At 70.8% G+C, this 22,918-nt stretch carries 22 protein-coding genes; 16 read left to right on the top strand and 6 right to left on the bottom strand.

What is annotated here, in order from left to right; translation table 11 throughout:
- Positions 1 to 22: 22 nt before the first annotated feature.
- Positions 23 to 886 carry a DUF4349 domain-containing protein gene (locus KF837_23355; GenBank protein ID MBX3230279.1) on the top strand — a complete coding sequence of 288 codons (864 nt, stop codon included), beginning with the start codon at positions 23 to 25 and terminating at the stop codon, positions 884 to 886.
- Positions 886 to 1,398, top strand: coding sequence for a serine/threonine protein kinase (locus KF837_23350; protein ID MBX3230278.1), 513 nt, complete (start codon positions 886 to 888; stop codon positions 1,396 to 1,398). The genes KF837_23355 and KF837_23350 overlap by 1 nt, the downstream gene beginning before the upstream one ends.
- Positions 1,399 to 1,401: 3 nt before the next feature.
- On the opposite strand, the gene KF837_23345 is transcribed toward KF837_23350, so the two are convergent.
- On the bottom strand, positions 1,402 to 1,878 hold the full coding sequence (locus KF837_23345; protein MBX3230277.1) for a DUF4190 domain-containing protein: 477 nt from the start codon (positions 1,876 to 1,878) through the stop codon (positions 1,402 to 1,404).
- Positions 1,879 to 1,906: 28 nt separating this feature from the next.
- Here KF837_23345 and KF837_23340 point away from each other — a divergent pair, with 28 nt between their 5' ends.
- The 10 genes from KF837_23340 to KF837_23295 all read left to right on the top strand — a co-directional run bounded on the left by KF837_23340 (position 1,907) and on the right by KF837_23295 (position 13,771).
- A complete protein-coding gene (locus KF837_23340) occupies positions 1,907 to 2,329 on the top strand; it encodes a DUF2752 domain-containing protein (GenBank protein MBX3230276.1) in 423 nt (140 codons plus the stop codon).
- Positions 2,330 to 2,359: 30 nt separating this feature from the next.
- A complete protein-coding gene (locus KF837_23335) occupies positions 2,360 to 3,790 on the top strand; it encodes a glutamate--tRNA ligase (GenBank protein ID MBX3230275.1) in 1,431 nt (476 codons plus the stop codon).
- 197 nt (positions 3,791 to 3,987) lie between these two features.
- Positions 3,988 to 4,911 (top strand): CPBP family intramembrane metalloprotease, encoded by a 924-nt coding sequence (locus tag KF837_23330; GenBank protein ID MBX3230274.1) that lies wholly within the window; start codon positions 3,988 to 3,990, stop codon positions 4,909 to 4,911.
- A gap of 12 nt (positions 4,912 to 4,923) precedes the next feature.
- A complete protein-coding gene (locus KF837_23325; protein ID MBX3230273.1) occupies positions 4,924 to 6,315 on the top strand; it encodes a hypothetical protein in 1,392 nt (463 codons plus the stop codon).
- 63 nt (positions 6,316 to 6,378) lie between these two features.
- Positions 6,379 to 7,038: a lytic transglycosylase domain-containing protein gene (locus tag KF837_23320; protein MBX3230272.1), complete on the top strand. Its 660-nt coding sequence runs from the start codon at positions 6,379 to 6,381 to the stop codon at positions 7,036 to 7,038.
- Between the two features lie 155 nt (positions 7,039 to 7,193).
- The gene (locus KF837_23315; GenBank protein MBX3230271.1) at positions 7,194 to 8,186 is read left to right on the top strand and encodes a hypothetical protein; all 993 of its coding nucleotides are present in this window, start codon (positions 7,194 to 7,196) and stop codon (positions 8,184 to 8,186) included.
- Between the two features lie 13 nt (positions 8,187 to 8,199).
- Entirely contained in the window at positions 8,200 to 9,261 is a 1,062-nt protein-coding gene (locus tag KF837_23310; protein MBX3230270.1) for a YncE family protein, read from the top strand.
- Positions 9,262 to 9,300: 39 nt separating this feature from the next.
- A complete protein-coding gene (locus KF837_23305) occupies positions 9,301 to 10,725 on the top strand; it encodes a hypothetical protein (protein MBX3230269.1) in 1,425 nt (474 codons plus the stop codon).
- A 28-nt stretch (positions 10,726 to 10,753) separates the two neighbouring features.
- Positions 10,754 to 12,658, top strand: coding sequence for an NAD(+) synthase (gene nadE / locus KF837_23300; GenBank protein MBX3230268.1), 1,905 nt, complete (start codon positions 10,754 to 10,756; stop codon positions 12,656 to 12,658).
- 153 nt (positions 12,659 to 12,811) lie between these two features.
- On the top strand, positions 12,812 to 13,771 hold the full coding sequence (locus KF837_23295; protein ID MBX3230267.1) for a hypothetical protein: 960 nt from the start codon (positions 12,812 to 12,814) through the stop codon (positions 13,769 to 13,771).
- A gap of 52 nt (positions 13,772 to 13,823) precedes the next feature.
- Here the strand turns inward: KF837_23295 and KF837_23290 are convergent, their stop codons facing one another.
- Complete coding sequence (locus tag KF837_23290; GenBank protein ID MBX3230266.1) at positions 13,824 to 14,267, bottom strand: NUDIX domain-containing protein; 444 nt, start codon at positions 14,265 to 14,267, stop codon at positions 13,824 to 13,826.
- 73 nt (positions 14,268 to 14,340) lie between these two features.
- Here KF837_23290 and KF837_23285 point away from each other — a divergent pair, with 73 nt between their 5' ends.
- Positions 14,341 to 15,300 carry a hypothetical protein gene (locus KF837_23285; GenBank protein ID MBX3230265.1) on the top strand — a complete coding sequence of 320 codons (960 nt, stop codon included), beginning with the start codon at positions 14,341 to 14,343 and terminating at the stop codon, positions 15,298 to 15,300.
- On the opposite strand, the gene KF837_23280 is transcribed toward KF837_23285, so the two are convergent.
- On the bottom strand, positions 15,218 to 17,401 hold the full coding sequence (locus KF837_23280; GenBank protein ID MBX3230264.1) for a DUF3160 domain-containing protein: 2,184 nt from the start codon (positions 17,399 to 17,401) through the stop codon (positions 15,218 to 15,220). The two genes, KF837_23285 and KF837_23280, sit on opposite strands and share 83 nt — an antisense overlap.
- 308 nt (positions 17,402 to 17,709) lie before the next feature.
- Between KF837_23280 and KF837_23275 the strand changes: the two genes are divergently transcribed.
- Both KF837_23275 and KF837_23270 read left to right on the top strand, forming a co-directional pair.
- Positions 17,710 to 18,555, top strand: coding sequence for a hypothetical protein (locus tag KF837_23275; GenBank protein ID MBX3230263.1), 846 nt, complete (start codon positions 17,710 to 17,712; stop codon positions 18,553 to 18,555).
- Positions 18,556 to 18,594: 39 nt separating this feature from the next.
- A complete protein-coding gene (locus tag KF837_23270) occupies positions 18,595 to 19,074 on the top strand; it encodes a hypothetical protein (protein ID MBX3230262.1) in 480 nt (159 codons plus the stop codon).
- On the opposite strand, the gene KF837_23265 is transcribed toward KF837_23270, so the two are convergent.
- Both KF837_23265 and KF837_23260 read right to left on the bottom strand, forming a co-directional pair.
- A complete protein-coding gene (locus KF837_23265; protein ID MBX3230261.1) occupies positions 19,040 to 20,140 on the bottom strand; it encodes an HTTM domain-containing protein in 1,101 nt (366 codons plus the stop codon). The two genes, KF837_23270 and KF837_23265, sit on opposite strands and share 35 nt — an antisense overlap.
- Before the next feature lies 1 nt (position 20,141).
- The gene (locus KF837_23260) at positions 20,142 to 20,678 is read right to left on the bottom strand and encodes a hypothetical protein (protein MBX3230260.1); all 537 of its coding nucleotides are present in this window, start codon (positions 20,676 to 20,678) and stop codon (positions 20,142 to 20,144) included.
- Positions 20,679 to 20,775: 97 nt separating this feature from the next.
- Here KF837_23260 and KF837_23255 point away from each other — a divergent pair, with 97 nt between their 5' ends.
- The gene (locus KF837_23255) at positions 20,776 to 22,173 is read left to right on the top strand and encodes a hypothetical protein (protein MBX3230259.1); all 1,398 of its coding nucleotides are present in this window, start codon (positions 20,776 to 20,778) and stop codon (positions 22,171 to 22,173) included.
- Between the two features lie 175 nt (positions 22,174 to 22,348).
- On the opposite strand, the gene KF837_23250 is transcribed toward KF837_23255, so the two are convergent.
- Positions 22,349 to 22,918 (bottom strand): hypothetical protein (locus KF837_23250; GenBank protein MBX3230258.1); only part of this gene is annotated, 570 nt, incomplete at its 5' end.

Genomic DNA, 22,918 nt, shown 5'->3' with positions numbered 1-22,918 from the left:
TTGGGGACGGCTGGAGGCACCCATGCGCACGATCGCGTTCGCGCTCAGCGCGAGCATCATCCTCGCTCACCTCGCCGGCTGCGGCGGCGCCGACAGGGCGGCCGAAGCGCCGACGAGCCCCAGCGGCGGCCGGGGCTGGGCCGGCGCGCCCAACAACGCCACGAGCGAATCGACCGTCGCGTCGACGCGCGACCGCGAGGTCGACGCGGCGGAGGAGGCGTACGCGAAGACGGACACCAACGCGCCGCCGCCTCCCCCGGGGACGCCCGCGCCTCAGCCGCCGAGCGGCGCCGCGCAGCCGGCGAAGGCGAGGACCGAGGCGCCGAAGGACGCGAAGGACGCGACGCGCGCGTACGTCATCTACACCGCGCGCTTCGTGATGGCGGTCTACCAGGTCGACCAGGGGATCTCCGCCGTCGAGCGCATCGCGAAGGACAGCGGCGGCTACCTCTCGATGAAGAAGGACCGCGAGATCACGATCCGCGTGCCGCGGCAGCGCTTCGAGCAGGCCGTCGCCGCGGTCGACACGATCGGCGACGTCCTCCATCGCGACATCGCGGCCCAGGACGTGACCGACGAGCACGTGGACCTCGAGATCCGGATCAAGAACGCGCGCGCGATGCAGCAGCAGCTCACCGCCCTCCTCACGCGGGCGAACGTGAAGGAGGCGCTCGAGATCGAGAAGGAGCTGCATCGCATCACCGAGGAGCTCGAGCGCCTCGAAGGACGCCTCAAGCTCTTGAACGACAAAATAGCGTTTTCCACCATCACCGTGGCCTTCGAGCCGCGCGGCAACACGATGACGACGCAACGGCCGCGCCTCCCCTTCGGTTGGTTGAGCGGGCTCAACCTCCCGACGCTCCTCCAGCTCAGCGAGGACAAGTGATGAAGAAGGTCTTCTTCCTCCTCACGCTCCTCGCGCTCACGGCGTGTGGGCGGCCGTTCAAGGTCAGCACCGCGCCGGGCTTCGTGCCGCTCGACGAGCAGCACGCGTACGGCTACGAGTACCGCGCGACCACGCCGGAGGGCGTCGTCGTCGCCGTGCGTGTCATCGACGACGAAGAGCGCGGCGACCTCGATTTCTGGGCGCAGGCGCTCACGCTGCAGCTGCGCGACGTGAACGGGTACGCGCTCCTCGCGACGAAGGACGTGTCGTCGCGCGACGGCACGAAGGGCAAGCGCCTCGAGCTCGGGCACGACGAGGACGGCAAGCCGTACATCTACTGGGTCAGCGTCTTCCCCGCGCAGGGGCGGCTCTTCGTCGTCGAGGCCGGCGGCGCGCGCGACGCGTTCGAGCGCTCGAGGCAGAGCGTCGAGTGGATGCTCGCGAGCGTGAAGGTGAAATGCGACACGTTCGTGAGCCCCGTCCTCGCGTCGCGCACGTGCAACCGCTGGTGATCGTCAGCGCACGCGCAGGTACCAGTACGTGAGGCCAACCCCGAGCGTCAGCAGCAAGAGGAGGCCGCTCACGGCGATCCCGGCGATCGCGTGACCGCGACCGGGCGTCCCCGGATGGCGGTTCGCCTGCTTCAGCCCCATCACCCCGAGCACGAGCGCGGCGAGCGCGAGCGGCAAGCCCACCGGCCCGCAGAGCGCGTAACACGGGACCGCGACGACCCCGACGACGAGCGCGCTCGTCGCCATCGCATTGCGCGCCGGCGCCGGCGCGACCGGCATCCAGCCGAACGAGCTCGCGGGGGCGCCGAGCGGGCTCGCCCCCGGTGCGCCAAACGGGCTCGTCCCCGGTGCGCCGAGCGGGCTCGCCCCCGGCGCGCCGAACGGGCTCGCGCTCGGTGCTCCGGGCGCTCCAGGCATGGCGCCGGGGTCGCCGAAGCCGCCGGCGGGGGGCGCGGGTCGATCGGGATCGTGCGTCGTCATGGCTCGCGGGGTGCTACGAAAGTCGAGCATGAACGCGGTCGCCCGGCCAGTGACGGCTTCGCGCCGCGTGCTCGCCGTGCTCGCCGTCGCGGCGGTGTGGGTCGTCGTCGCGTTGCCGATCGTCATCCCCGGCTTCCAGTGCCCGACCGCGCGGCTCACGCATCACCCGTGCCCCGGCTGCGGGATGACGCGCGCGGTCGTCTTCCTCCTCCGCGGCGACGTCGGCGCTTCGCTCGCGATGCATCCGCTCGCGCTCCCCACCCTCCTGACGCAAGGCGCGTTCGCCGCGGTGACGCTCGCGCTCGCGTGGCGTCGCGGCGCGCCGTGGGCCGCGCTCGAGGAGCGCGCCGGCCGCGTCGCGCTCTACCTCTTCATGGCCGTGATGATGCTCGTCTTCCTCCTCTGGATCGCGCGGGGCCTGGGCGCGCTCGGCGGACCCGTCCCGGTGTGAGGGCTTTCGTGCTACTCGTGGCAGGCTGCGATGAAGCCTCGGCTGCGCTTTGCACCTTCTCCCACGGGTTATCTCCACATCGGCGGCGTGCGCACGGCGCTGTTCAACTGGCTCTGGGCGCGCAAGACCGGCGGCGCGTTCGTGCTCCGGATCGAGGACACCGATCAGGCGCGCTCCACCGACGAGAGCAAGCAGATCATCTTCGACTCGATGAAGTGGCTCGGCCTCGACTGGGACGAGGGCCCCGGCGCCGGCGGCGCGCACGGCCCGTACACGCAGATGGAGCGCCTCGCGCTCTACAAGGAGCACGCGGAGAAGCTCATCGCGAGCGGGCACGCGTTCCGGTGCTGGTGCACGAAGGAGGAGCTCGCGGAGCAGCGCGAGGCGCTCAAGAAGAAGGACCCGAAGGCGCAGTTCAAGTACCCGGGCACCTGCCGCACCCGCACCGAGAGCCTCGACGAGACCCACGTCGTCCGCTTCAAGGCGCCGACGGAGGGCTCCGTCACCTACGTCGACAAGGTCTTCGGCGAGGTCGTGACCCCGAACGTCGAGAACCAGGACTTCGTCCTCATGCGCGCGGACGGGATCCCGCTCTACAACTTCGGCGCCGTCGTCGACGACGTGACTATGGGCATCACCCTCGTCGCGCGCGGGCGCGACCACATGATCAACACCCCGCCGCAGATCCTGATCTACGAGGCGCTCGGCGCGAAGGTCCCCGAGTTCGCGCACCTGCCGATGATGCTCGCCGCGAACGGCGAGAAGCTCTCGAAGCGCCACGGCGCGGTGAGCGTCACCGAGTACCGCGACAAGGGCTACTCGCCGAACGCGGTCCTCAACTACCTCGCGCGCTTCGGCTGGTCGCACGGCGATCAGGAGGTCTTCTCGAAGGAGGAGCTCGTCGCCGCGTTCTCGTGGGAGAGCTGCGGCCGCGGCGACGGGAAGTTCGACGACAAGAAGTTCCTCGCGATCGACCACGAGCACCTCAAGACGGAGCGGCTCACCCCGAACGACGAGTACGCCGACCGCGTCCTCCCGTTCCTCGCCGCGAACGGCCTCACGCCGGAGAAGGCCGCCGTGGTACGTGCACTCTACACCATCCGCGATCGCGCCAAGACGTTCGTCGAGGCCGCCGACATGCTCGACTTCTACTTCCGCGCGGAGCCGAACCTCGACGACAAGGCGAAGGCGAAGTTCCTCGTCAAGGACGCGGCGCCGAAGCTCCGCGGCCTCCACGCCGCCCTCGCGAGCGGCGAGGACTGGAGCGAAGCCGCGCTCGAGGAGCGCACGAACGCGTTCCTCGCGAAGGACGGCCTCCAGATCAAGGACGTCGCCCAGCCTGCGCGCGTCGCGCTCACCGGCCGCACCGCGAGCCCCGGCCTCTTCCAGGTGATGCACGTCCTCGGACGCACCTCGACCCTGAGCCGGCTCGAGCGCGGCGCCGCGCTCTCGGACGCCTAGTGCTCGGGCCTGTCCTCGCGTTCCCGGCGAAGGACGCGACCGGCTTCCAGGCGTTCGTCGAGGCGTGGAAGCCGATCCTCCCGCTGCCGATCCTCGTCGTCGTCTGCGCGGCGGTGTGGCTCTTCTTCCGCAGCGGGTGGCGCGAGCTCGACGAGGAGGCGCTCCTCCATCGCGCGAAGCTCCACGCGCGAGGCAAGATGGACCTCCGTCCGTTCGTCGCCCTCGCGCTCGTCGCGCTCGTCCTCACGATGCAGGACTACTACGGCGGGCGCACCTACTTCGAGGTGACGTTCGCGCCGAAGCTGCGCGCGCTCTACGCCGAGCACCCTGACCTCGCGTTCACGAAATACGAGGAGCTCTACGCGTTCGGCTGGTGGGCGGCGACGCGCATCGGCGGCTACGCGTTCCCGTTCGTCGTCTGGAAGCTGGTCTTCCGGAGAGACTCGCTCCTCGACTTCGGGTTCCGCACGAAGGGCTTCTTCGATCACGTCTGGATCTACGGCCTCTTCCTCGCGGTGGTGCTGCCGGCGATGGTCGTCGTCGCGAAGCAGCCCGACTTCGGGACCTACTACCCGTTCTACAAGCAGTCGTCGCGGAGCTGGTTCGACTTCCTCGTCTGGGAGGCGATGTACTTCGGCCAGTTCTTCGCGCTCGAGATGTTCTTCCGCGGCTTCTTCCTCGGCGCGCTCCGCCGGAGCTTCGGGTCGGGCGCGATCTTCACGATGTGCGTGCCGTACTGCATGATCCACTTCGGCAAGCCGTACCTCGAGGCGTGCGGCGCGATCGTGGCGGGCATGGCGCTCGGCTCGCTCTCGATGAAGACGAAGAGCATCTACCAGGGCTTCATGGTCCACATCACCGTCGCGGTGCTGATGGACTGGCTCGCGCTCCGCCACCGCAAGGCGACGCCGCTCTACTTGTTCCCGAAGATCGCGGAGCCGCTGCCGACGACGAAGGACGTGGAGCTGGAGGAGGCGGCCCGCGAAGCGCTCGCGGTCTCGGTCGAGCGCGCCTTTGCCGTCGTCTTCGTCGCGCTCGCGGTCTTCCTCGTCGTCATGTTCGTCCGCGCCCGCCGCCGCCACGGCGAGCGGCTCTGGCTCCTCCCCGAGCCGAAGGGCTGATACGATGGCGCGGTGCGCTGGCGGGGGTCTCTATCTTTCGTGCTCGCGATCGCCGTCGCGGCGTGCGGTACGTTCCTCTCGATCGACGCGGCGCCGGTCGTAACCGACCAGGACGCCTCACCGGACGGCGCGCGCGCCGGCGACGACGCCACCGGCGCGACCGGATCGGTCGAGGAGTCGTGCCTCCGCGACTTCGCTCCGGTCGAGGGCGACCTCTTCGTCACGCCGAACGGCGACGGCGACGAGTGCCGGCAGGAGAAGCCGTGCTCGCTCTCGCACGCGCTCTTGCGGCTCACGAAACCCGAGGAAGCTCCGCCCACGCGCCCCACCCTTCACCTCGCGTCCGGCGAATACGAGGCCGATCTCGTGCTCTCGACCGACGTGCGTTTGACCGGCGGCTGGGAGGCGCTCGCGTCCGGGACCTGGACGCGCACGTGCAAGAACGACGTGAAGATCCGAACGGCGAAGGAGTCCGCCGCGGCGGTGACAGTCACCAACGCGGACGTCGAGCTCGCGTTCCTCTCGCTCGCGACGCGGACGGCGACGCCGGGCGAGACGCTCTACGGCGTCTTCGCGACCGGCGGCAGACTCGCGCTGCGTCACGTCGCGATCGAGGTCGGCGACGGCGGCGACGGGGCCGAGCCCCGCGTGACGGGCGCCCAGCTATGCTCGGCGGTCCTGTCCGGCAGCGCGGACGGCGTGCGTGGCGAGCTCGCGAGCTACGTCGCCACCGGCGTGCTCCCGATGACGGCAGGCAACGGCGAGCGAGGACAACAGGGGCCGCGCGGCAGCGACGGCCCCCCACCGGAGCCCCAGCTCTTCGCCTGCACCAGTACGGTCGAAGGGCACTGCAAGTGGCTGCCCTGCAACATCCCCAAGGGCGGGACCGGGGGCGCCGGCGGCGAAGGTGGCGCGGGTGGAGCCGGAGGCCGAGGTGGAGGCTCGTCGATCGGGCTCTACGCGGTCGGCACGAGCGTCACGTTGGAGGGCGGCTCGTTGACGATCGGCAAGGGCGGCAAAGGAAGCGACGGCGCGGCGGGCGAGTGCGGGGCCGGCGGTCAGCGCGGTATGCCCGGCGCGCCCCAACCGAGGGGGCACTGCCGGCCTGGCGGAGACGTCTCCGACGAGACCAAGTGCGCGATGGCCACGCCGCTGAACGACTGCGGCAACGACGGGAACAGCGACGACTCCATGGTGGACGGCGGACCCCCCGGCGGGGACGGTCAGCCGGGCGGACGCGGCGGCCGTGGCGGCGGAGGGGCGGGCGGCGACTCGATCGCGTTCGTCTCGCTCGACGCGACGATCGAGGGAGCGCTCACCGTCTCGGTGACGCTGGGCGCCGGCGGCGCGGCCGGCCTGCCGAACGGCCAGACCGGCCGCGCCGAGCGCGAGCTGCCGAAGTGATCGGGAATGACGGGCGCGCTTGGTTAGTTGCGAAAGGACGGCGCACTTGGGACAATTCGAACGATGAGGTCTGCGTCGCTCCGCCTGCTCCGCGTTCTGATCGGTGCGTCGGTCGGGCTCCTGCCGCTCACGGCGGCGGCGGACATCTTCAAGACGGTCGGGCCTGACGGGACGATCTCGTTCACGAACCGTCCGAGCGCGGGCGCGCAGCTCTACATGAAGGGCGACGCGAAGCCCACCCGCGGCGGCGCGCCCGCGTTCGCGCCGCAAGACCGCGACCTCTCGCGCTACAGCCGCTACGACGAGCACATCCGCGGCGCCGCGATCCTCTACCAGCTCCCCGAGCAGCTCATTCGCGCGGTGATCAAGGTCGAGAGCGACTACGACCCGCGCGCGGTGAGCTCCGCGGGCGCGCGCGGCCTCATGCAGCTCATGCCCCAGACGGCGGAGCGGCTCGGCGTGAAGGACATCAACGATCCGCGCGAGAACATCTACGGCGGCGTGCGCTACCTCCGCGTCCTCGCGAACATGTTCAACGGCAACCTCGACTTCACGATCGCCGCGTACAACGCGGGCGAGAACGCCGTCATCTCGCACGGCGGGATCCCGCCCTACGCGCAGACGCGCGACTACGTCGTGAAGGTCACCAAGTTCTACCGCCGCTACCGCACGATCCCGGACGTCGTCGACGCGAGCCTCGCGCCGCCCGAGCCCACTCATTGACGATGGGGCTCTGCCCCATACCCCGCCCCAACCCATCGACCGGCGCCCGCGGGCGCCGCTCTTCGGGCATTGGGGCCCCGGTCCTCTACGCGCTGGTCGTCGTCGCTGGGTGCGCGAGCAGTCCCGCTCGAGGTGCGGGGCACGCGGGGACGGACATGCTCGCGAGCCATCCGCGGTGCCGCGGCCCCGCCCCGCCGCTGCGCGGGGACGCCGAGATCGGGCTCGTCGGGCTCGACGAAGAGGTGCGCGCCGCGATCGACGAGCGGAGCCGCAAGGGCGAGGTGATCGCGCTCCACCTCGAGCATCGCGCGTGCAACATGGAGGTGCACGTCCTCGCGTGCACGCGGCCCGTGCCCTGGCTCTCCGATCGCCCCCGCCCCGAGACCTTGCCCGCGCCGCTGCAGGTGATCCCGACCGAGGACCTGCTCGGCACCGACGTGCGCATCGCCGGCGCGGGGAACCTCTACGTCCGCGCCCATCACGACGCTCGCGACGCGCTCGCGATCGAGCGGCGCGTCGACGCGTCACGGCGCCCGTCGTGGCTCGAGGACCTCCGGCGCTCGCGCGCGCCCGCGCGCTGGGGCGAGGTGGTGGAGAGCGTCCCGCCACCGCTCGGCGCCGCGGACCTCCGCGGTCCGGACTGCGCGAAGGCGACGCACTACGCGACCCGCATCGACGACGGCGCCTACGCCGTGCGCTGGGGCGACACGCTCGACGGTCCGTGGTCGAAGGACACGATCGACGCGTCGAAGGCGCCGCCGATCGCGATCGAGGCGCGCGCGCTCCGCGGCCCGCCGGGATCGCTCCCGTCGTCGTTCCCGCCGGTGCCGCCGCCCGCGCCGGCGAAGTGTCCGCTGCCGGCGGCGGGGCAGATGACGGAGCAGGCCGCGCAAGGCAAGCGCCTGTTCGACGCCGAGAAGTACATGGACGCGATCCACGCCCTGTACCGCGTCGCGAAGGGCGACACCGGCGACGACGAAGGGAACCGCCAGATCGCGGAGTACTACGTCGCCCTCGCGTTCGCGGCGCACGGCCACCTCGATCAGGCGACGGAGCACATGAAGCCGATCGCGACGTCGCCGTGCCACCTGAAGCGAGGCGAGGCCGCCTTCTGGCTCGCCGTTCGAGATCGCCGCGCGACGTTCTGATACCTTCGGGCGCGTGAAGCTGCGGGCGCTCTTTTCGGTCCTGACGCTCGCCGGCGCCGCGCACGCGCAGCCGCCGCTGCTCGAGGTGCAGGCGGTCGCGGAGACGGGCTCGATGCCGAAGGGCGTCGCCCTCTCGCCCGACGGCAAGCGCGCCTACGTCACGAACTTCGGCCACGCCGACAGCCGGAACATCGACGTGTTCGACGCGGAGACGCTCACCTATCAGGCGTCGATCGATCTGCCCGGCACCGTCGTCGAGAGCGTCCTCTCGCCCGACGGCAAGACGATCTACGCGTCGAACTTCCTCCGCAACAGCGTCCAGTTCGTCGACCTCGAGACGAGGCGCGTGACGCGCGAGATCACGGTCGGCCTCCACCCGAAGGTCCTCGTCCCCTCCGCCGACGGCGCGTACCTCTTCGCCGCGAACTGGTCGGGCCAGTCGGTCTCGCAGATCGAGATCGCGACCGGCAAGGTCGTGCGCACGCTCTCGACGACGGGCCTGAACCCGCGCGGCACGGCGGTGACGCGCGACGGCACGCTCTACGCCGCGAACTTCAACAGCGCGTCGATCGACGTGTTCACCGGCCCGGAGCTCAAGGAGCGCCACACGCTCGCGGCGTGCGCGATCCCGCGCCACCTGTCGCTCTCCCCCGACGACAAGACGCTGTTCATCAGCTGCTACCACGACTCGATGCTGCACGCGGTCGACACCTCGACGGAGAAGGTGGTGCACACCCTCCACGTCGGCAGCTCGCCGAAGTCGGTCGAGGTCGCGAAGGGCGGACGCTGGGTGTGGTCGGCGGACTATGGCCCGGAGACGAACTCGGTCTCCGTCGTCGACACGCGAGACTGGACCGCGCGCGTGTACCGCGTCCCGGGGATGGACCGCGGCAGCGGCATCACCCTCTTCCCCGACGGCAAGCGCGCGCTCGTCACGGGCTGGTGGGACTCGCACGTCTACCTCGTCGGCTTCGAGGGAACCGGCGGCGATCCCCAAAGCGCCCTCGCCAAGATCGACACCTGGATCCGTCGCCCCCACCACCCCTGGGACGCCAACTGGTCCGACACGAAATAGAGTCCTTGACACTCTTTCTTGGGGACCCACCTTTCCAACATGACGCTACCGACCCTCGGCATCGACGCGTACCAGCTGACGACGCTCCTCACGCACGCGGACGAGGGGCGCCTCGATCACGAGGTGACGATGGCGTTCTTCTTCCGGCGGATGCCGAAGGAGCGGCGGTTCGTCCTCTTCACCGGGCTCCGCCGCATCCTCGAGCACGCGGAGCAGATGGCGATCGACGAGGACGAGCTGTCGGCGCTCGAGTCCCACTCCGCGATCGGTCCCGCGCTCTCGAAGCGCGGCGCCGTCGTCGAGCGGCTCCGCGCGCTCGAGGGGTTCGTCGGCTCGATCGACGCGATGCCGGAGGGCACCCTCGCCTTCGCGGGGAAGGCGTCGCGCACCGACGGCACGCCGCTCGAAGTCGCGGGCGCGCCGCTCACGATCTACACGCCGCTCCTGCAGGTCCGCACCGACATGCTGCGCGCGAAGCTGATCGAGACGCCGTGGCTCGGGTACATCAACCACATGTCGATGGTCGCGTCGAAGGCGGCGCGCGTCGTGCTCGCCGCGCGCGACAAGAGCGTCATGGAGTTCGGGCAGCGGCGGACGCACCCCGACGCCGCGCTCGACGCGTCGTGGGCGGCGTGGGTCGCGGGCGTCCACTCCACCTCCAACATCGCCGCGTACGCGCGCTGGGGCATCACGAGCACCGGCACGATGGACCACTTCGCGATCCAGGCGGCGGAGCGGCCCGAGCTCTCCCGCGCCGAGAGCGAGCGCGGCTTCTTCGAGGCGTACCAGCGCACGTTCGAGGGCGTCCCGACCACGATGCTGATCGACACCTACGACACCGAGCGCGGCATCCGCCACGCGGTCGAGGCGACGAACAAGCAGCTCGGCGCGATCCGCATCGACTCCAACGTGTCGGTCGAATCGGTGCTGCGCGCGCGGAAGCTCCTCGCCGACCTCGGCGCGCCGCAGGCGAAGATCTACGTCTCCGACGGCCTCGACGAGGGGCGCGTCGAGGAGCTGCGCGACCTCGTCGACGGCTTCGGCATCGGCGAGAACATCGTCTGCTCCCCCGACTCCGCGACCGGCGTCGGCGCGGTCGCGAAGCTCGTCGTCAACGGCTACGGCGCGGTGACGATGAAGGTCGCGAAGGGATCGGGCAAGGCCACGCTGCCGGGCGAGCTCCAGGTGTGGCGCTACCACGATCACGATCTCGTCGCGCTGCAGAAGGAGCCGAGCCCGGGGGGTGGGGCGCGCGCGCTGCTCACGCCGTTCTGGCGCGGCGGGGCGCCGGTGAAGAAGGACGACGTGCGCGCGGACCTCGCCGCCGCGCGCGCGCGGGCCAAGGAAGAGATGGAGTCGCTCTCGCCGGAGATGCGCGCGGTGGCGAAGGGAGAGGCGAAGCGCAAGCTCGTCGCGTCGGACGGGCTCGTGCGCGAAATCGAGCGCCTGGTCGCGGAGAGCTAGACAACCCAACAGGAGATAGGCTCGGACCATGAGACTCGTCCGCATCGCGGTCGTGAACGTCAACACCACCGTCGGCGCCGTTCGCTCGAACGTCGACCGCGCGATCGCGTCGGCGAAGGAGGCCGCCGCCGACGGCGCGACGCTGATCGCGCTCCCGGAGCAGCTCATCGCCGGCTACTCGCCGGAGGACCTCGTCCAGTGGCGCGCGTTCGTCGACGCGCAGTGGCGCGAGCTCGAGCGCTTCGCGAAGGAGACGAGCGCGCTCCCCTCGCTCATCGCGATCGGCCTCACCGTCGCGCGCGGCTCGCACCTCTACAACTGTGCCGCGCTCGTGCATCGCGGCAAGATCCTCGGCGTCGTGCCGAAGGAGAAGCTGCCGACGTACAACGTCTTCTACGAGGCGCGCGTCTACGCGCGAGGGCTGCCGGGCCTGCAGGACGAGGTCCACGGCGTCCCCTTCGGCGACCTGATCTTCGATTGCGACTTCGGCGTCGTCGCGCTCGAGGTCTGCGAGGACTGCTGGTCGCCGGACGGCCCGATGCGCCGTCGCTCCTACGCCGGCGCGGAGGTGATCGTGAACCTCTCCGCCTCGCCCTTCCGCCTCGGCGTCATCTCCACGCGGCGCGAGATGCTCGCGACGCGCGCGGGCGACAACCAGTGCACCGTCGTCTACGCGAACATCGTCGGCGCGAACGACGGGCTCGTCTTCGACGGCGGCGGCTTCGTCGCGCAGAACGGGCGCATCGTCCTCGAGCGCGAGCGCTACCGCGAGGGCTTCAGCGCGGTGAACGTCGACCTCGATCGCACCCGCCGCCTGCGCAACGAGAACACGACCTGGCGCGCGGATCAGGAGACGTTCGCCGCGACGGAGCCGAACATCCGCCGCGTCCGCGTGACGGAGCCGACGACGCCGCGCGACGCGCTCGTCTACCCGTTCCCGGTCGACAAGAGCTTCTTCCTCCCCGGCGCCCCGCCGCGCACGACCCCGCGCGAGGACTTCTGCGAGGACCTCCTCGACGCGCTCGCGCTCGGCGTCGGCGACTACTTCGAGAAGACGGGGGCGTTCAAGACGATCGGCGTCGCGCTCTCGGGCGGGCGCGACTCCGTCCTCGTGCTCTACATCGCGCGCCGCTGGATCAAGCAGCGCTGGGGCCACCTCGGCGCGGAGGCGGAGAAGGCGAAGGCGAAGGAGGTCCTCCGCGCGTTCTTCATGCCGTCGCGCTACTCGTCGAAGGAGACCCACGCCGCCGCGGAGGCCACGGCGAAGGACTTCGACACGCCGTTCGCGGTCGTCTCGATCGACGACGCGTTCGAGCGCGAGCTCGAGGCGGTGACGAAGATGCTGCAGCCGGGCGAGAAGCTCGGCGCGATGGCGCGCCAGAACGCGCAGGCGCGCGTCCGTGCGCAGCGGATGTGGACGTGGACCAACTCCGCGGCGGGCCTCTTCCTCCAGACGAGCAACATGAGCGAGAAGGCGGTCGGCTACACGACGATCGGCGGCGACATGGAGGGCGCGCTCAGCGTCATCGCGAACGTGCCGAAGACGGTCGTGAACTACCTCCTCGACTACCTGCTCGAGAAGCACGGCTACACCGGGGTCGAGCTGACGCTGAAGAAGCCGGCGTCGGCGGAGCTGGCGGACGATCAAGAGGACGAGAAGGACCTGATGCCGTTCCCGGTCCTCGACGCGTGCTTCGCGCTCTACGCCGGCGAGAAGATGGCGCCCGACGAGGTCAAGCAGGTCCTCCTCGCGATGTTCCCGGAGCACGAGCCGGCGAAGGTGGAGACCTGGGCCACGCGCTTCGCGCGCCTGTTCACGATCTCGATCTACAAGTGGGTGCAGACGCCGCTCTGCCTCCACGTCGGCAACCTGGACCTCGATCGCGAGCGCGCGCTCCAGCTCCCGGTCGTCCAGCGAACGGAGTGGGCATAGGGAGTGAAGTAATCGCCGTCACGCGCCGGAGACACAGCGGCACGCGGACGATCCGTCGCAACGGCGCGGAAACACCGGGCCCGCCGCTGGCACGGGCGCTGCTCGAGAGAGGCGACGCAGCGCGAGCGAGTCGCGCGCACAAGGAGCCTCTCGATGAACCGCGCCCTCCTCTTCCTCGTCCCTGCCTTCGTCTTTGCTTGCACGAACAGCGATCCCGGCGCTGAGGTCGCCGCCTCGAACGACAGCGCCGACCTCGTCGAGAGCGCGAGCTTCGACGAGATCGAGTCGGCGTTCGGGTTCACGAAGGACCCGAACCGCACGCGGCCCGAGGCCGTCCTCACGCGCGGCACCTGCTACAAGGCGATGGCCGCCGGCACGCGCGAGTGGAACCTGCGCCGCTACACGCGCGGCGCCGCGTTCTTCTACGTCGGCCCGGGCGACGAGCCCGGACCGATCGCGTGCGTCGACGTCGACATCGACGTCGGCGCGCAGTTCCCGAAGGTCGTCGGCGTCGCGGGCCTCGGCCTCGACGTCGCGCTGCGCTTCGAGCTCGGGAAGCTGCACTGGTTCGGGCCGCCGCAGATCCCGCGCGACGGCATGGAATACGCGGGCTTCGAGCGCGGCGGCATGCTCGTGAAGCCCTCCGATCTCGGCGCGACGCCGAGGCCGAACGTCGCCGCCTTCGACGGACACATCCGCGGGACGCTCACCGAGCTCTGGCCGCCCGGCTACCGCGGGACCCACGCGGCCTCGTCCGCCCCGAAGATCGAGACGAGGCTCCCCGGCGTCGCGATGCTCGCCTACCGCTACGCGAACGAGGCGCGCGCGATGATCGACGTCGATCCGATCGGGCACTTCGTGTCGCTCGCGGACGAGTCCGTCCCCGCGGACGACACCTGGCGCTGGGTCGCGCGCTTCGAGACGGCGCGCATCGACTACGCGTTCCACCCGTCGGCGCCGGGCGCGGCGGAGGGCGCGGAGAGCCTCAGCCTCTTCAGCGCGAAGGGCGAGGCGCTCGCCGGCTGCGAGCGCCCCGTCGACGCCGCCGCGCACGACTGGGAATGCTGGAACGTCCACGGCGCCGCGCACGCCTGGGAGAAGGCCCCGAACTGAGCGCTCGACGGCGCGGCGGAGCGGCGGCGCTGAACGGCCCGCGGCGCGCGGGTCAGCCCAGCGTCGCGGACCACATGCTCGGCGCGTCGAGGGCGTACGGATGGTACGCCGCGCACGGCAGGAGCGCGGTCGCGGCCTCGTAGCGCTCGATCCACGCGAGCACCTCGGGGTGGCGGAGCGGCATCTTCGCGAGCTCCGCCCTCGTCTTCCACGCGGCGCCCCGCGTGTGGCGATCGGGCCGGCTCTTCGGCGGGACGTTCAGCGCGGGGTAGCCGACGAACACGAAGCGGAACCGCCGCGGGTCGTGCTCGATCGCGAGGAGGCCGCGGAGCCCGATCGCGATTCCAGCCTCCTCTGCCGTCTCGCGCACCGCCGCCGCGATGAGGTTCTCGCCGGGCTCCACCTTCCCGGCCGGCAGGTACCACGTGCCGTCGAGCTCCTCGACGACGAGATAACGCCCTTCGTTCGGCACCACTACGAGCACGATGCTTCCCATGCGATGAACGATGGCATCGCGTGAAGGAGCAATCCACGCATCGTTTGCTCCGAAATGGTGCACGCTATGCATCATGCTGTATCCGGGCGATCTCCTCCTTCACCTCGAGTCGTTCACGACGCTGCTCGTCGAGGTCCGGCGCGGCCGCCCCGGCGCCTTCGAGGCGAGCGCGCGCGTCCTCGGCGTCGATCGCAGCGTGCTCCGCCGGCGCATCCGCACGCTCGACGACTGGATCGGGGCGCCGCTCCTCGAAGGCCGCGGCGCCGCGCTCCGCCCCAGCGCCGCGGGGCAGCGCCTCGCCGAGCGCGCCGAGCGCCTCGTCGCAGGGGCGAAGGAGCTCCGCGCCGACGTCGTCGCCGCCCGCGAGCGCGTCGTCGTCGGATGCACCGGCACGATCACGACCGAGCTCCTTCCCCGTGTCCTCGTCGATCTCGAGCGGCGCACCCGCCCGGTGCAGCTCGTCGTGCGGCGCGCGGGCGGCGCGCTGTGCGAGTCGCTCGTGCGCGGGCGCGAGGTCGACCTCGGCGTCGTGCGCGCCGACGAGCCGCCGCAGGGCCTCGCCCATCGACACGTCGCCGACGATCGACTGTGGTTCGTCGTCCCGAAGACGCACGCGCTCGCGAAGGCGTCGCGCGTCACGCTCGCGCAGATGGCGAGCACCCCGCTCGTCCTCTACGGCGAGTCGTCGCGCACGCGGCGCCGCGTGATGGATCGGCTCGCGCCCCACGACGCCGCGATCCGCGTCGAGGTCGAGGGCCGCGCCGCCGCGCTCGAGTACGTGCGCGCGGGGATCGGCGCGACGTTCCTCTCCCTCCTCCCGGGCCACCGCGTCGACGCGCGCGGCGTCCGCGCCTTCGACGTGACGAGCCACTTCGGGCGCTCGCGGTTCTGGGTGATCGGGCGGAAGGAGCGCTGGAGCGAGCCCACCCTCCGCGCCGTCGTCGAGCGGCTCAGCGCGCGACGAGATCGTCGAACCAGCCCACCTCCGCGGGGGGACTCTGGAACAGGTTCTTCTTCCACTCCTCGTCGGTGAGGCGCTTGTACTGCTCCGTCACCGTCTCGTGGTAGCTCGACACGAGGCCGACGTAGGCGCGCGGGCCCGAGCAGCTCTCGACCGCGACGACCATCGCGCGCGGCATCGTGGTGCCGACGTGGAGCACCTTGCCGACGACGTTGCCGGATTCGTCCGTCGGCTGCGTGTGCACGTCCACGATCGTGGGATCGAGCTCGGCAGCCTTCCGGTGCTCGAAGAAGAGCTTCGCGTACCAGCCGTCCCATGCCTCGAGCGTGCCGCAGCCCATCGAGAACGTCATTTGGTTGATGAAGGCGAGCTGCTCGGTCGTGTGCGGCGTGCCCGCGCGCTGGTTCCTCGCCATCGCCTCGAGCACGGTCGCGGCCTCGCGGAGGCGCTCGAAGTACGCCTTCACCTCGGGGATGTCGAACGAGGCGGTGACGGCGTCACCCTTCGCCGCGAACGACGCGAGGCGGGTGAAGAGCTCGGGGTATGGCTCCACGTACGCGTCCGGGAACTCGCACGCGTTCCCCGCCGTGTACGACTGCTTCACGTAGAGGAGCGTGTCGTGACGGAGCTCCGCCCACGACGCGAGCTGCGTCGAGAGGATGCGCCGGCCCCACGGCTCGGTGCCGGTGACGCGCGGCATGCCCGCGGCGCTCGGATCCGCGACGGTCTCCTTCGTCGGCGAGAGGGTGCGGACCATGCCGAGCCACTCGTTGTAGAGGTTCGCCTCCCAGTAGTCCGACGGATGCGCGTCGACGAGGACGCGCATCGACGCGAGGTCCGGCGCGTACTGGTATTTCCCGAGCTCGTCGCCGAGGAGCTGCCCGGCCTGGTCGTTCCCGAGCGCGGCGAACGCGACGTCGAGCGGGTTCGGCAGCATCCGCTGCGGCACGTTGGGCCGGTTCACGCGGTCGTAGACGACGTTCGAGAACACATGGCTGTCGACGACGTAGCGCTGACCCAAGAGCAGGAACGTGCTCGAGAGCGGCATCGTCCCGCTCCGGAGGCCGTTGATCATGATGTGGCTCGAGATCCGCTGCGCGCCGTAGCCGCCGTTCGACACCGCCTGCGCGATCGCGCCGTCTTCGAGCTTCGAGAGCTCGGCGCCGCTCGCGCTCTTCAAGTCGGCGAGGAGCGCGTCGAGCTGCGGGAGCGTCATGTTGTCGGGCTCGCCGACGAACGCGCCCACCGTCCGATCGATGAGCTTCCAGTCCTCGATCGCGCTCGCGTCCATGACCGCGCGGAGCGCGTACGCGCCTTCGAGCTGGCGGCGGTTGAAGACCTGCGTGTGATCTGGCTGCGTCTCGAGGATGCGGAAGTCGACGCGACCCAGCCACATCGTCGCGCGGAAGTAGCGGCCGAGCTCGGGGCTCTCCGTGTAGTGCCCGCGCGGCTCGAACTGCGAGAAGTCCTCGGTGCGCGTCTTCCCGAAGAGCACGACGTCGTCCTGCCCCGCCGCCGCGAGCGCCTTCTTCACGAGCTCGTTCGCCTTCGCGTTCGATCCGCTCGCCTGCCCGTCGAGGAGACCGCGCGCGACCGCGAGGTAGAGGTCCACGTCGGCGCGGACGTCGGCGGGGTACGCGTTCGCCGCGCCCGCCGCGAGCGCTCGCTGCATGTTCGACACGAGGCGCGTGAGGGCGGGCAAGAGCGCGCGCGCTTCGATCCGCTTCAAGATCGCGTCGTACGACTGGTGGACCGCGTAGAGGATCGAGTCGGCGGACACGTAGACCGGCAGGTCGTCGGAGTAGATGCTCTGGTAGCCGTAGATGAAGCTCGGGAATTTCTTGCGACCGGCGACGACGAACCCATTCTTCGCGAGCGCGTCCTCCTCGCCCGGCTGGAGCGCGAAGCTCGAGGCCTTCACGCGATCGAGGCCGCCGGCCTTCAGCGGCTCGTAGCCGAGCGAGGTCTGGTACGGCAGCGCGTACCTCGCGGCGAACCCGGCCGCGTCGAGGTCCTTCACCTCATCGAGCTTCGCCTGCAGCTCCGCGAGCCCCTGCCGCCGCGCCTGCGGCACCTCGGTCGTCACCGAAGTGCCGGGCGCATCCTTCTTCACCGCCGCCGTCCCGCCGCAAGCAACAACGAGCGCCAAGAGCGCAATCTGGCGTGCCTTCATCACCCGCGCGCGAAGCACCCCCCGCGCCAACAAAATCCCCCACAAATTCAACACCCCCCCATGTGCCACCCTGCGCCGCCCCGACACCCAGATCAGACCGCTCGACACGGGGCCCCAGAAGCGGCCGCGCAAGCGGTTGCGAAGCAACCCGAGCGGAGCCCCCGACGTTGACCACCTGAGGCCTTGACGCATCAAGTCAAAATATGGGTGGGGGTGCCTTGACCAGTGGGTGGGGCCGCGTCATACACACGCCAACACACGCGCAGATGTACGCAAGGGGCGTACATGCTTGTCGGGGGTTCCTCACTATGAAGCTCACCGCTCTTCTTCTTGGTCTTCTCGCTGTTCCCGTTGCTGTCGGTTGCTCCGCGCCGACGTCCGAAGACGCCGCCGCCGGCGAGGAGGCGCTCGTCGCGCCCGCGCCGATCGCCGCCGGCAAATTCGATCTCTACCGCCAGCCTCACTACGCGCCCGAGTCGGGCTGCGTGCGCACGACGAAGCTCGAGCTGAAGGACATGACCGCGCACCTCGAAGAGGCGTTCAGCGGCTTCTGCCCGCTCGAGATCGCGGTCGTCCCCGACGCCCGCGAGTACCGCCTCCGCCGCGAGGGCACCTCCTGCGGCTCGCAGATCTACGCCGGCGAAATCGTCGAAGGCGCCGAGATCCGCGAGATCAAGATCGTCGACCACCGCACGCGCCTCTGCCGCGACGTCGTCCCGGCGAAGATCGTCGTCACCGAGACGCACGCGAGCGAGCTCGGCGTCATCGAGATCACGCAGTACAGCAACGACCGCGTCGCGCCGGCCGAGACCGTGGTCGAAGGCAAGCTCGCGAGCGTGATGGCGATCGGCGGCGAGACGACGGGCTACGCGGTCATGACCGACAGCGGCATGGTCGAGCTCGTCCTCGACGCGGGCGAGAAGAACCAGTTCGTCGACGGCAAGAAGGCGCGCGTGAAGGGTCGCAAGACGACGCTCACCGGCATCGAGACCGGCGTGCGCACCGCGCTCGACGTGAGCTCGATGCTCGTCTGCCCGAACGAGGGCTGGATCAACTGCATGCCTGGCCCCGGCGTCCGCCTCAGCAACCTCTGCGCGGCCGAGAACCGCTCGTGGGTGCAGGCGAACTGCGAAGGCGTCGACTACGCCGACTGAGCCTTGACGGTTCATGATAGTAGATGCAACTCTACTATCATGAACAAGGCGCCTCCCGACTCCGGCACCGTCTCGAACGGCGTCGCCACCACGCGGTGGCTCGCGGAGAACCTCGACGCGGGGTGGCTCCGCGTCGTCGACGTCCGCCACCGCGCGGTGGGGCCGCTCCGCTTCATCCCGGGCTCGACGAAGCTCGACGCGACGCGGGTGCTCCACGCCGACGGATCGTCCGTCTCCGGCGCGGAGCTCGCGATGGCGATGAGCGAGATCGGCGTCGGCGACGAGCACACCATCGTCCTCGTCGACGAGGGAAATGTCGCGGTCGCGCACGACGTCGCGCGGGTGCTGCGTCGCTACGGCCACGGCGCGACGCTGGTGCTCTCGGGCGGGTTCCCGCGCTGGCTCCTCGAGAAGCGTCCGCTCGCCGCCGCGACGACGCGGCACCGCTTCGCGAGCTTCACCGCTCGCATGAGCGAAGCAGCGCCTACCCCCCGGTCGTCAAATCGCCGCGCTTCGTGAAGCTCGCGAGGAGCGCGACGGGAGCCCAGAGCGGGAAGAGCAGCGGTAGACAGCGCGTCATCATAGCGAAGGCTGGAACGCCGGTCGCGCGGCGGCCGTCGCGCCGGATGACGACGACGGAGTGACCTCCCTTCTCGTCGGGCTCCCACGGCTCGACCGCGAAGCGCGCGAACCAGTCGAGCGCGGGGACGATCGTGCCGGCGAGGCGACCCCAGAAGCGTGAGGGATCGAAGCGGAGCGTGCGCGCGCGGTGGTCCGGCGTGACGAACACGCCGTAGAGCGCGAGCGCGAGGACGCTGAAGGCCTCGACCTTCGACGTCGCCTGGATCGTCACGTGGAACCAGAGGCCCCACCACAGCGCGACGACGCGCGTCGGCCCGAGCCACAGCGCGACGCAGATCACGAGCTCCGTCATGATCGCGAGCTTCGCCGTCGCGCTCGCGATGTCGGGGCGCGCGAGGACGTCGACGAGCTTCGCCGGCACGCCCGCCTTCACCGCGAGGTGCGCGTGGCGCGCGATCCGATCGCCGAGCACGAGGCCGTCGCGCCAGTCGGGATCGAGGAGCTTCGAGCCTCCCGACGCGAGGTAGATGATCGAGACCTGCACCTGCGCGAGCCGCACCGCCCAGAACGGACCGCGGCGCGGGACGAGCACGTCGCCCATCGTCACGCGCCACGAGCGATCGCACGGCGTGAACGCGAGGAGGAACGCGTAACAGAACAGGGAATAACGGTTGTGGTGGAACTGGTTGCGATCCGCGAGGAGACACCACAGGCCGAGGAGCGCGCTCGCGCCGAGCGCCGGCCGCGCCCAGATGCCGATCGCCACCATCATCGCGAGACACAGACGCGCCGCGAGCACGACCGCGTACAGGCGCGGCGACGGGACGAGCGCGTCCGGGATGATCGGGAGGTGGAAGACGTCGCCGAAGTACCCGATCTTCGCGAGCTCCTCCGCCGCGACGAGCGCGTGCCACCCGAGCAGCGCGCCGACCGCGACGCGGACGGGACCGAGGACGTACCCGTCGCTGATCTCGTCTCGGAAGCGCGCGAGGAGGCCGAGCACGTCAGTGCACCTCGTCGTGCGTGGTCGCGATGCGCTCGCGGCTCGTCAGGTGATGGACCACCGCCTCGCGTCCGTTCCGTCGCATCGTCACGTCGAGGAGGAAGCGCGTCGTCTCCGCGTCGTCGGGCACGTGCGCGGCGACGTCGTCGAGCGCCGCTTGCAGTCGCACGAGCTGCGCCGTCGCGCCGTACGAGGCGGGCATCTCGCGATCGAAGACCCACCCGCGCGGCACGCGATCGAACCAGGAGAAGCGATGCACGCGGCCGTCGATCGACTTCGCGCCCCAGACGCCGTCGGCGACGTGGACACGTTTGCCGTCGACCTCGCGGTAGAGGACGAGCGTCATGACCGAGGACTCGCTGAACATGCGGAAGCCGAACGCGCCGTCGGGGCGCCGGCCCGCGGTGACGATGAGCGTCAGCTGGACGCCGATCCACGCGATCGCGAACAGCACCCTCCAGTTGTGGGTCGGACCGCGCCCGAGCGAGAGCGACGGCCGAGCGCTCGCGTCCTCCGGCTGTCGCTCGTCGCCCTCCACGACGCCACGCTAACCCGACGCCGGACGCCGGCCCCATTGTTTTGTTTCTCTCGCATCCGTGTGGAAAGATGAGGGTTCTCCGCTCCTCGATCGCGCCATGACCCGCCTCGCCCTCCTCCTCGCCCTCGCGTCCGCGCCGATGCTCGCGTGCGGCGAGCCGGCGAAGGCGAAGACGACGGCGCCGCTCGACGATCTTCGCGGGAGCGCGCCGCCCGCGACGACGAGCGCGCGACCGCTCGCCGAGACGCCGGTCGAGATCGTCGAGCGGAGGTCCTCGCCGATCGTGGGCGCGCTCGAGCGGCCGGCGGTGTTGCGTCGCTTCTTCGAGGCCCTCGCGCGGCTCGAGGCCGGACGCGGCGACGACGACGTGCGCGTCACGCAGTTCGGCGACTCCCACACCGCGGCGGACATCCAGACCGGCGCGGTGCGGCGCGCGCTGCAGGCTCGCTTCGGCGACGGCGGCCGCGGCTTCGTCGCGATCGGCCGGCCGTGGAAGCAGTGGTTCCAGGACGGCGTGAAGGTCGGGATGTCGACGGAGTGGGCGCCGGAGAAGACGAAGCTCTCCGGCGGCAAGCACACCGGCGACGGGCTCTACGGGCTCTCCGGCATCGGGCTCTTCACGCGCCAGCACGGCGCGCGCGCGTGGGCGGACATCACGGCGAAGACGTCGCGCGCGGAGATCGACTACCTCGAGCAACCGAACGGTGGCGCGTTCGACGTGTTCGTCGACGGCGTCCGCGTCGTTCGGATCGCGACGCGCGGAGAGCGCGCGCAGTCGGCGTTCCGCGCGTTCGACATCGCGGAGACGTCGACGCATCAGCTCGAGGTCCGCGCGGTCGGCGACGGCGACGTGCGCGTCTTCGGGATGACGCTCGATCGAACGGCGCAGCACGGCGTCGTCCTCGACGCGCTCGGCATCAACGGCGCGCGCGTGACGACGGCGCTCTCGTGGAACGAGCAGCACTGGGCCGAGCAGCTCAAGCACCGCGCGCCGAACCTCGTCGTGCTCGCGTACGGCACGAACGAGTCGGTCGACGTCGACTTCCCGCAGGCGACGTTCGAGCGCCAGCTCGTCGATCAGCTCGGCCGCATCGCGCGCGCGGTCCCGAGCGCGTCGTGTCTCCTCCTCGGCCCACCCGACCGCGCGATCAAGTCGGGCGACGAGTGGGTGACGGCGCCGAAGATCCTCGAGATCATCGAGGCGGAGCGCCGCGTCGCGGCCGCAGCCGGCTGCGCGTTCTACGACCAGCTCGCGGCGATGGGCGGGAGCGGCTCCATCGCGCAGTGGTCCCTCGACGACCCCCCGCGCGCACAGAGGGATCGCGTGCATCTTACACGCGACGGCTACGCCCAGGTCGGCGCCTCCTTCGCATCCGACCTCATGCGCGCCTACGCGACGTGGCGCCGCGAAACCGGCCTCCCGCCGACGACGACGCGCGAGACGCCGGTCATCACCGCGAGCCTCCCGCCGACGCCCGACCCGTACGATCCCTGATTCCTACGAGCCCTCCTCGCCGGAGGGCGTCGCGGGAGGCGGCGCGCTCCTTCTCCTGCGCGCCTGACCTCGTCCGGAGGAATCGATCATGCGCGGGCGCGGCGCGGCGGGCGCCTTCCTAGCCTCTCCTTCTCCTCGCCCGGAGGAGTTGCTCATGCGCGCCCGGCGAGTCGACTCACGAGGAACGGGGGCCGCCCTTGTCGTCGTCGTTGTCGCCGTCGGGCGAAGGGGGTGGGGAGAGGGAGGGGCTGGGGGGTGGGGGCGGATACGAGAGGTTCGGGCCGAGGATGGCGTCGAGGGCGACGTCGATTTCGTCGTCGATACCGGAGAGGTCGAGGAGCTGGTTGTCGGGGCGGCCTTGGCGCACGGCGGCAGCGCGGTCTTCCTCTTCCTTCTTCTCCTGCGCGCGGCGCGCAGCGATGGCCTCTTGCTCGCGGCGCTCGCGCTCACGCTCGACCCTTCGTCGTTCGCGAATCTCGCGGTCGCGCGCGTCCTGCTCGCGCTTCCGCGCGGCGAGCACCTCTTCGCGCATCCGCTCCGCCGCCTCCGCCTCGACACGCTCGAGCTCCAACCGCGCAGCGCTCTCCTCTTCCTCCGTCAGCAGCCCCGCCTGCGACTCCGCCCCGACCGCGCCCAGCGCAACGGGCTCGACAACCGGGACCGACGCGGCAGGAGCGGCCAGCGCGGCAGGCGCGGCGGGCGCAGCGGCCGTGGCCGACATGACGGGCGCAGCGGGCATGGCGGG

This window comes from Labilithrix sp. (assembly GCA_019637155.1).
Taxonomy (GTDB): Bacteria; Myxococcota_A; Polyangia; order Polyangiales; family Polyangiaceae; genus Labilithrix.
Note: the sequence above shows the minus strand (reverse complement) of the source record. Positions and strands in the feature narration are given on the sequence as shown.

Coding starts and splice junctions, on each gene's coding strand:
- KF837_23295 (MBX3230267.1), top strand. CDS start 12,812: ATGAACCGCGCCCTCCTCTTCCTCGTCCCTGCCTTCGTCTTTGCTTGC.
- KF837_23320 (MBX3230272.1), top strand. CDS start 6,379: ATGAGGTCTGCGTCGCTCCGCCTGCTCCGCGTTCTGATCGGTGCGTCG.
- KF837_23270 (MBX3230262.1), top strand. CDS start 18,595: ATGAACAAGGCGCCTCCCGACTCCGGCACCGTCTCGAACGGCGTCGCC.
- KF837_23345 (MBX3230277.1), bottom strand. CDS start 1,878: ATGACGACGCACGATCCCGATCGACCCGCGCCCCCCGCCGGCGGCTTC.
- KF837_23290 (MBX3230266.1), bottom strand. CDS start 14,267: ATGGGAAGCATCGTGCTCGTAGTGGTGCCGAACGAAGGGCGTTATCTC.
- KF837_23355 (MBX3230279.1), top strand. CDS start 23: ATGCGCACGATCGCGTTCGCGCTCAGCGCGAGCATCATCCTCGCTCAC.
- KF837_23335 (MBX3230275.1), top strand. CDS start 2,360: ATGAAGCCTCGGCTGCGCTTTGCACCTTCTCCCACGGGTTATCTCCAC.
- nadE (MBX3230268.1), top strand. CDS start 10,754: ATGAGACTCGTCCGCATCGCGGTCGTGAACGTCAACACCACCGTCGGC.
- KF837_23350 (MBX3230278.1), top strand. CDS start 886: ATGAAGAAGGTCTTCTTCCTCCTCACGCTCCTCGCGCTCACGGCGTGT.
- KF837_23340 (MBX3230276.1), top strand. CDS start 1,907: ATGAACGCGGTCGCCCGGCCAGTGACGGCTTCGCGCCGCGTGCTCGCC.
- KF837_23315 (MBX3230271.1), top strand. CDS start 7,194: ATGCTCGCGAGCCATCCGCGGTGCCGCGGCCCCGCCCCGCCGCTGCGC.
- KF837_23330 (MBX3230274.1), top strand. CDS start 3,988: ATGGACCTCCGTCCGTTCGTCGCCCTCGCGCTCGTCGCGCTCGTCCTC.
- KF837_23275 (MBX3230263.1), top strand. CDS start 17,710: ATGAAGCTCACCGCTCTTCTTCTTGGTCTTCTCGCTGTTCCCGTTGCT.
- KF837_23280 (MBX3230264.1), bottom strand. CDS start 17,401: ATGAAGGCACGCCAGATTGCGCTCTTGGCGCTCGTTGTTGCTTGCGGC.
- KF837_23285 (MBX3230265.1), top strand. CDS start 14,341: ATGCTGTATCCGGGCGATCTCCTCCTTCACCTCGAGTCGTTCACGACG.
- KF837_23305 (MBX3230269.1), top strand. CDS start 9,301: ATGACGCTACCGACCCTCGGCATCGACGCGTACCAGCTGACGACGCTC.
- KF837_23255 (MBX3230259.1), top strand. CDS start 20,776: ATGACCCGCCTCGCCCTCCTCCTCGCCCTCGCGTCCGCGCCGATGCTC.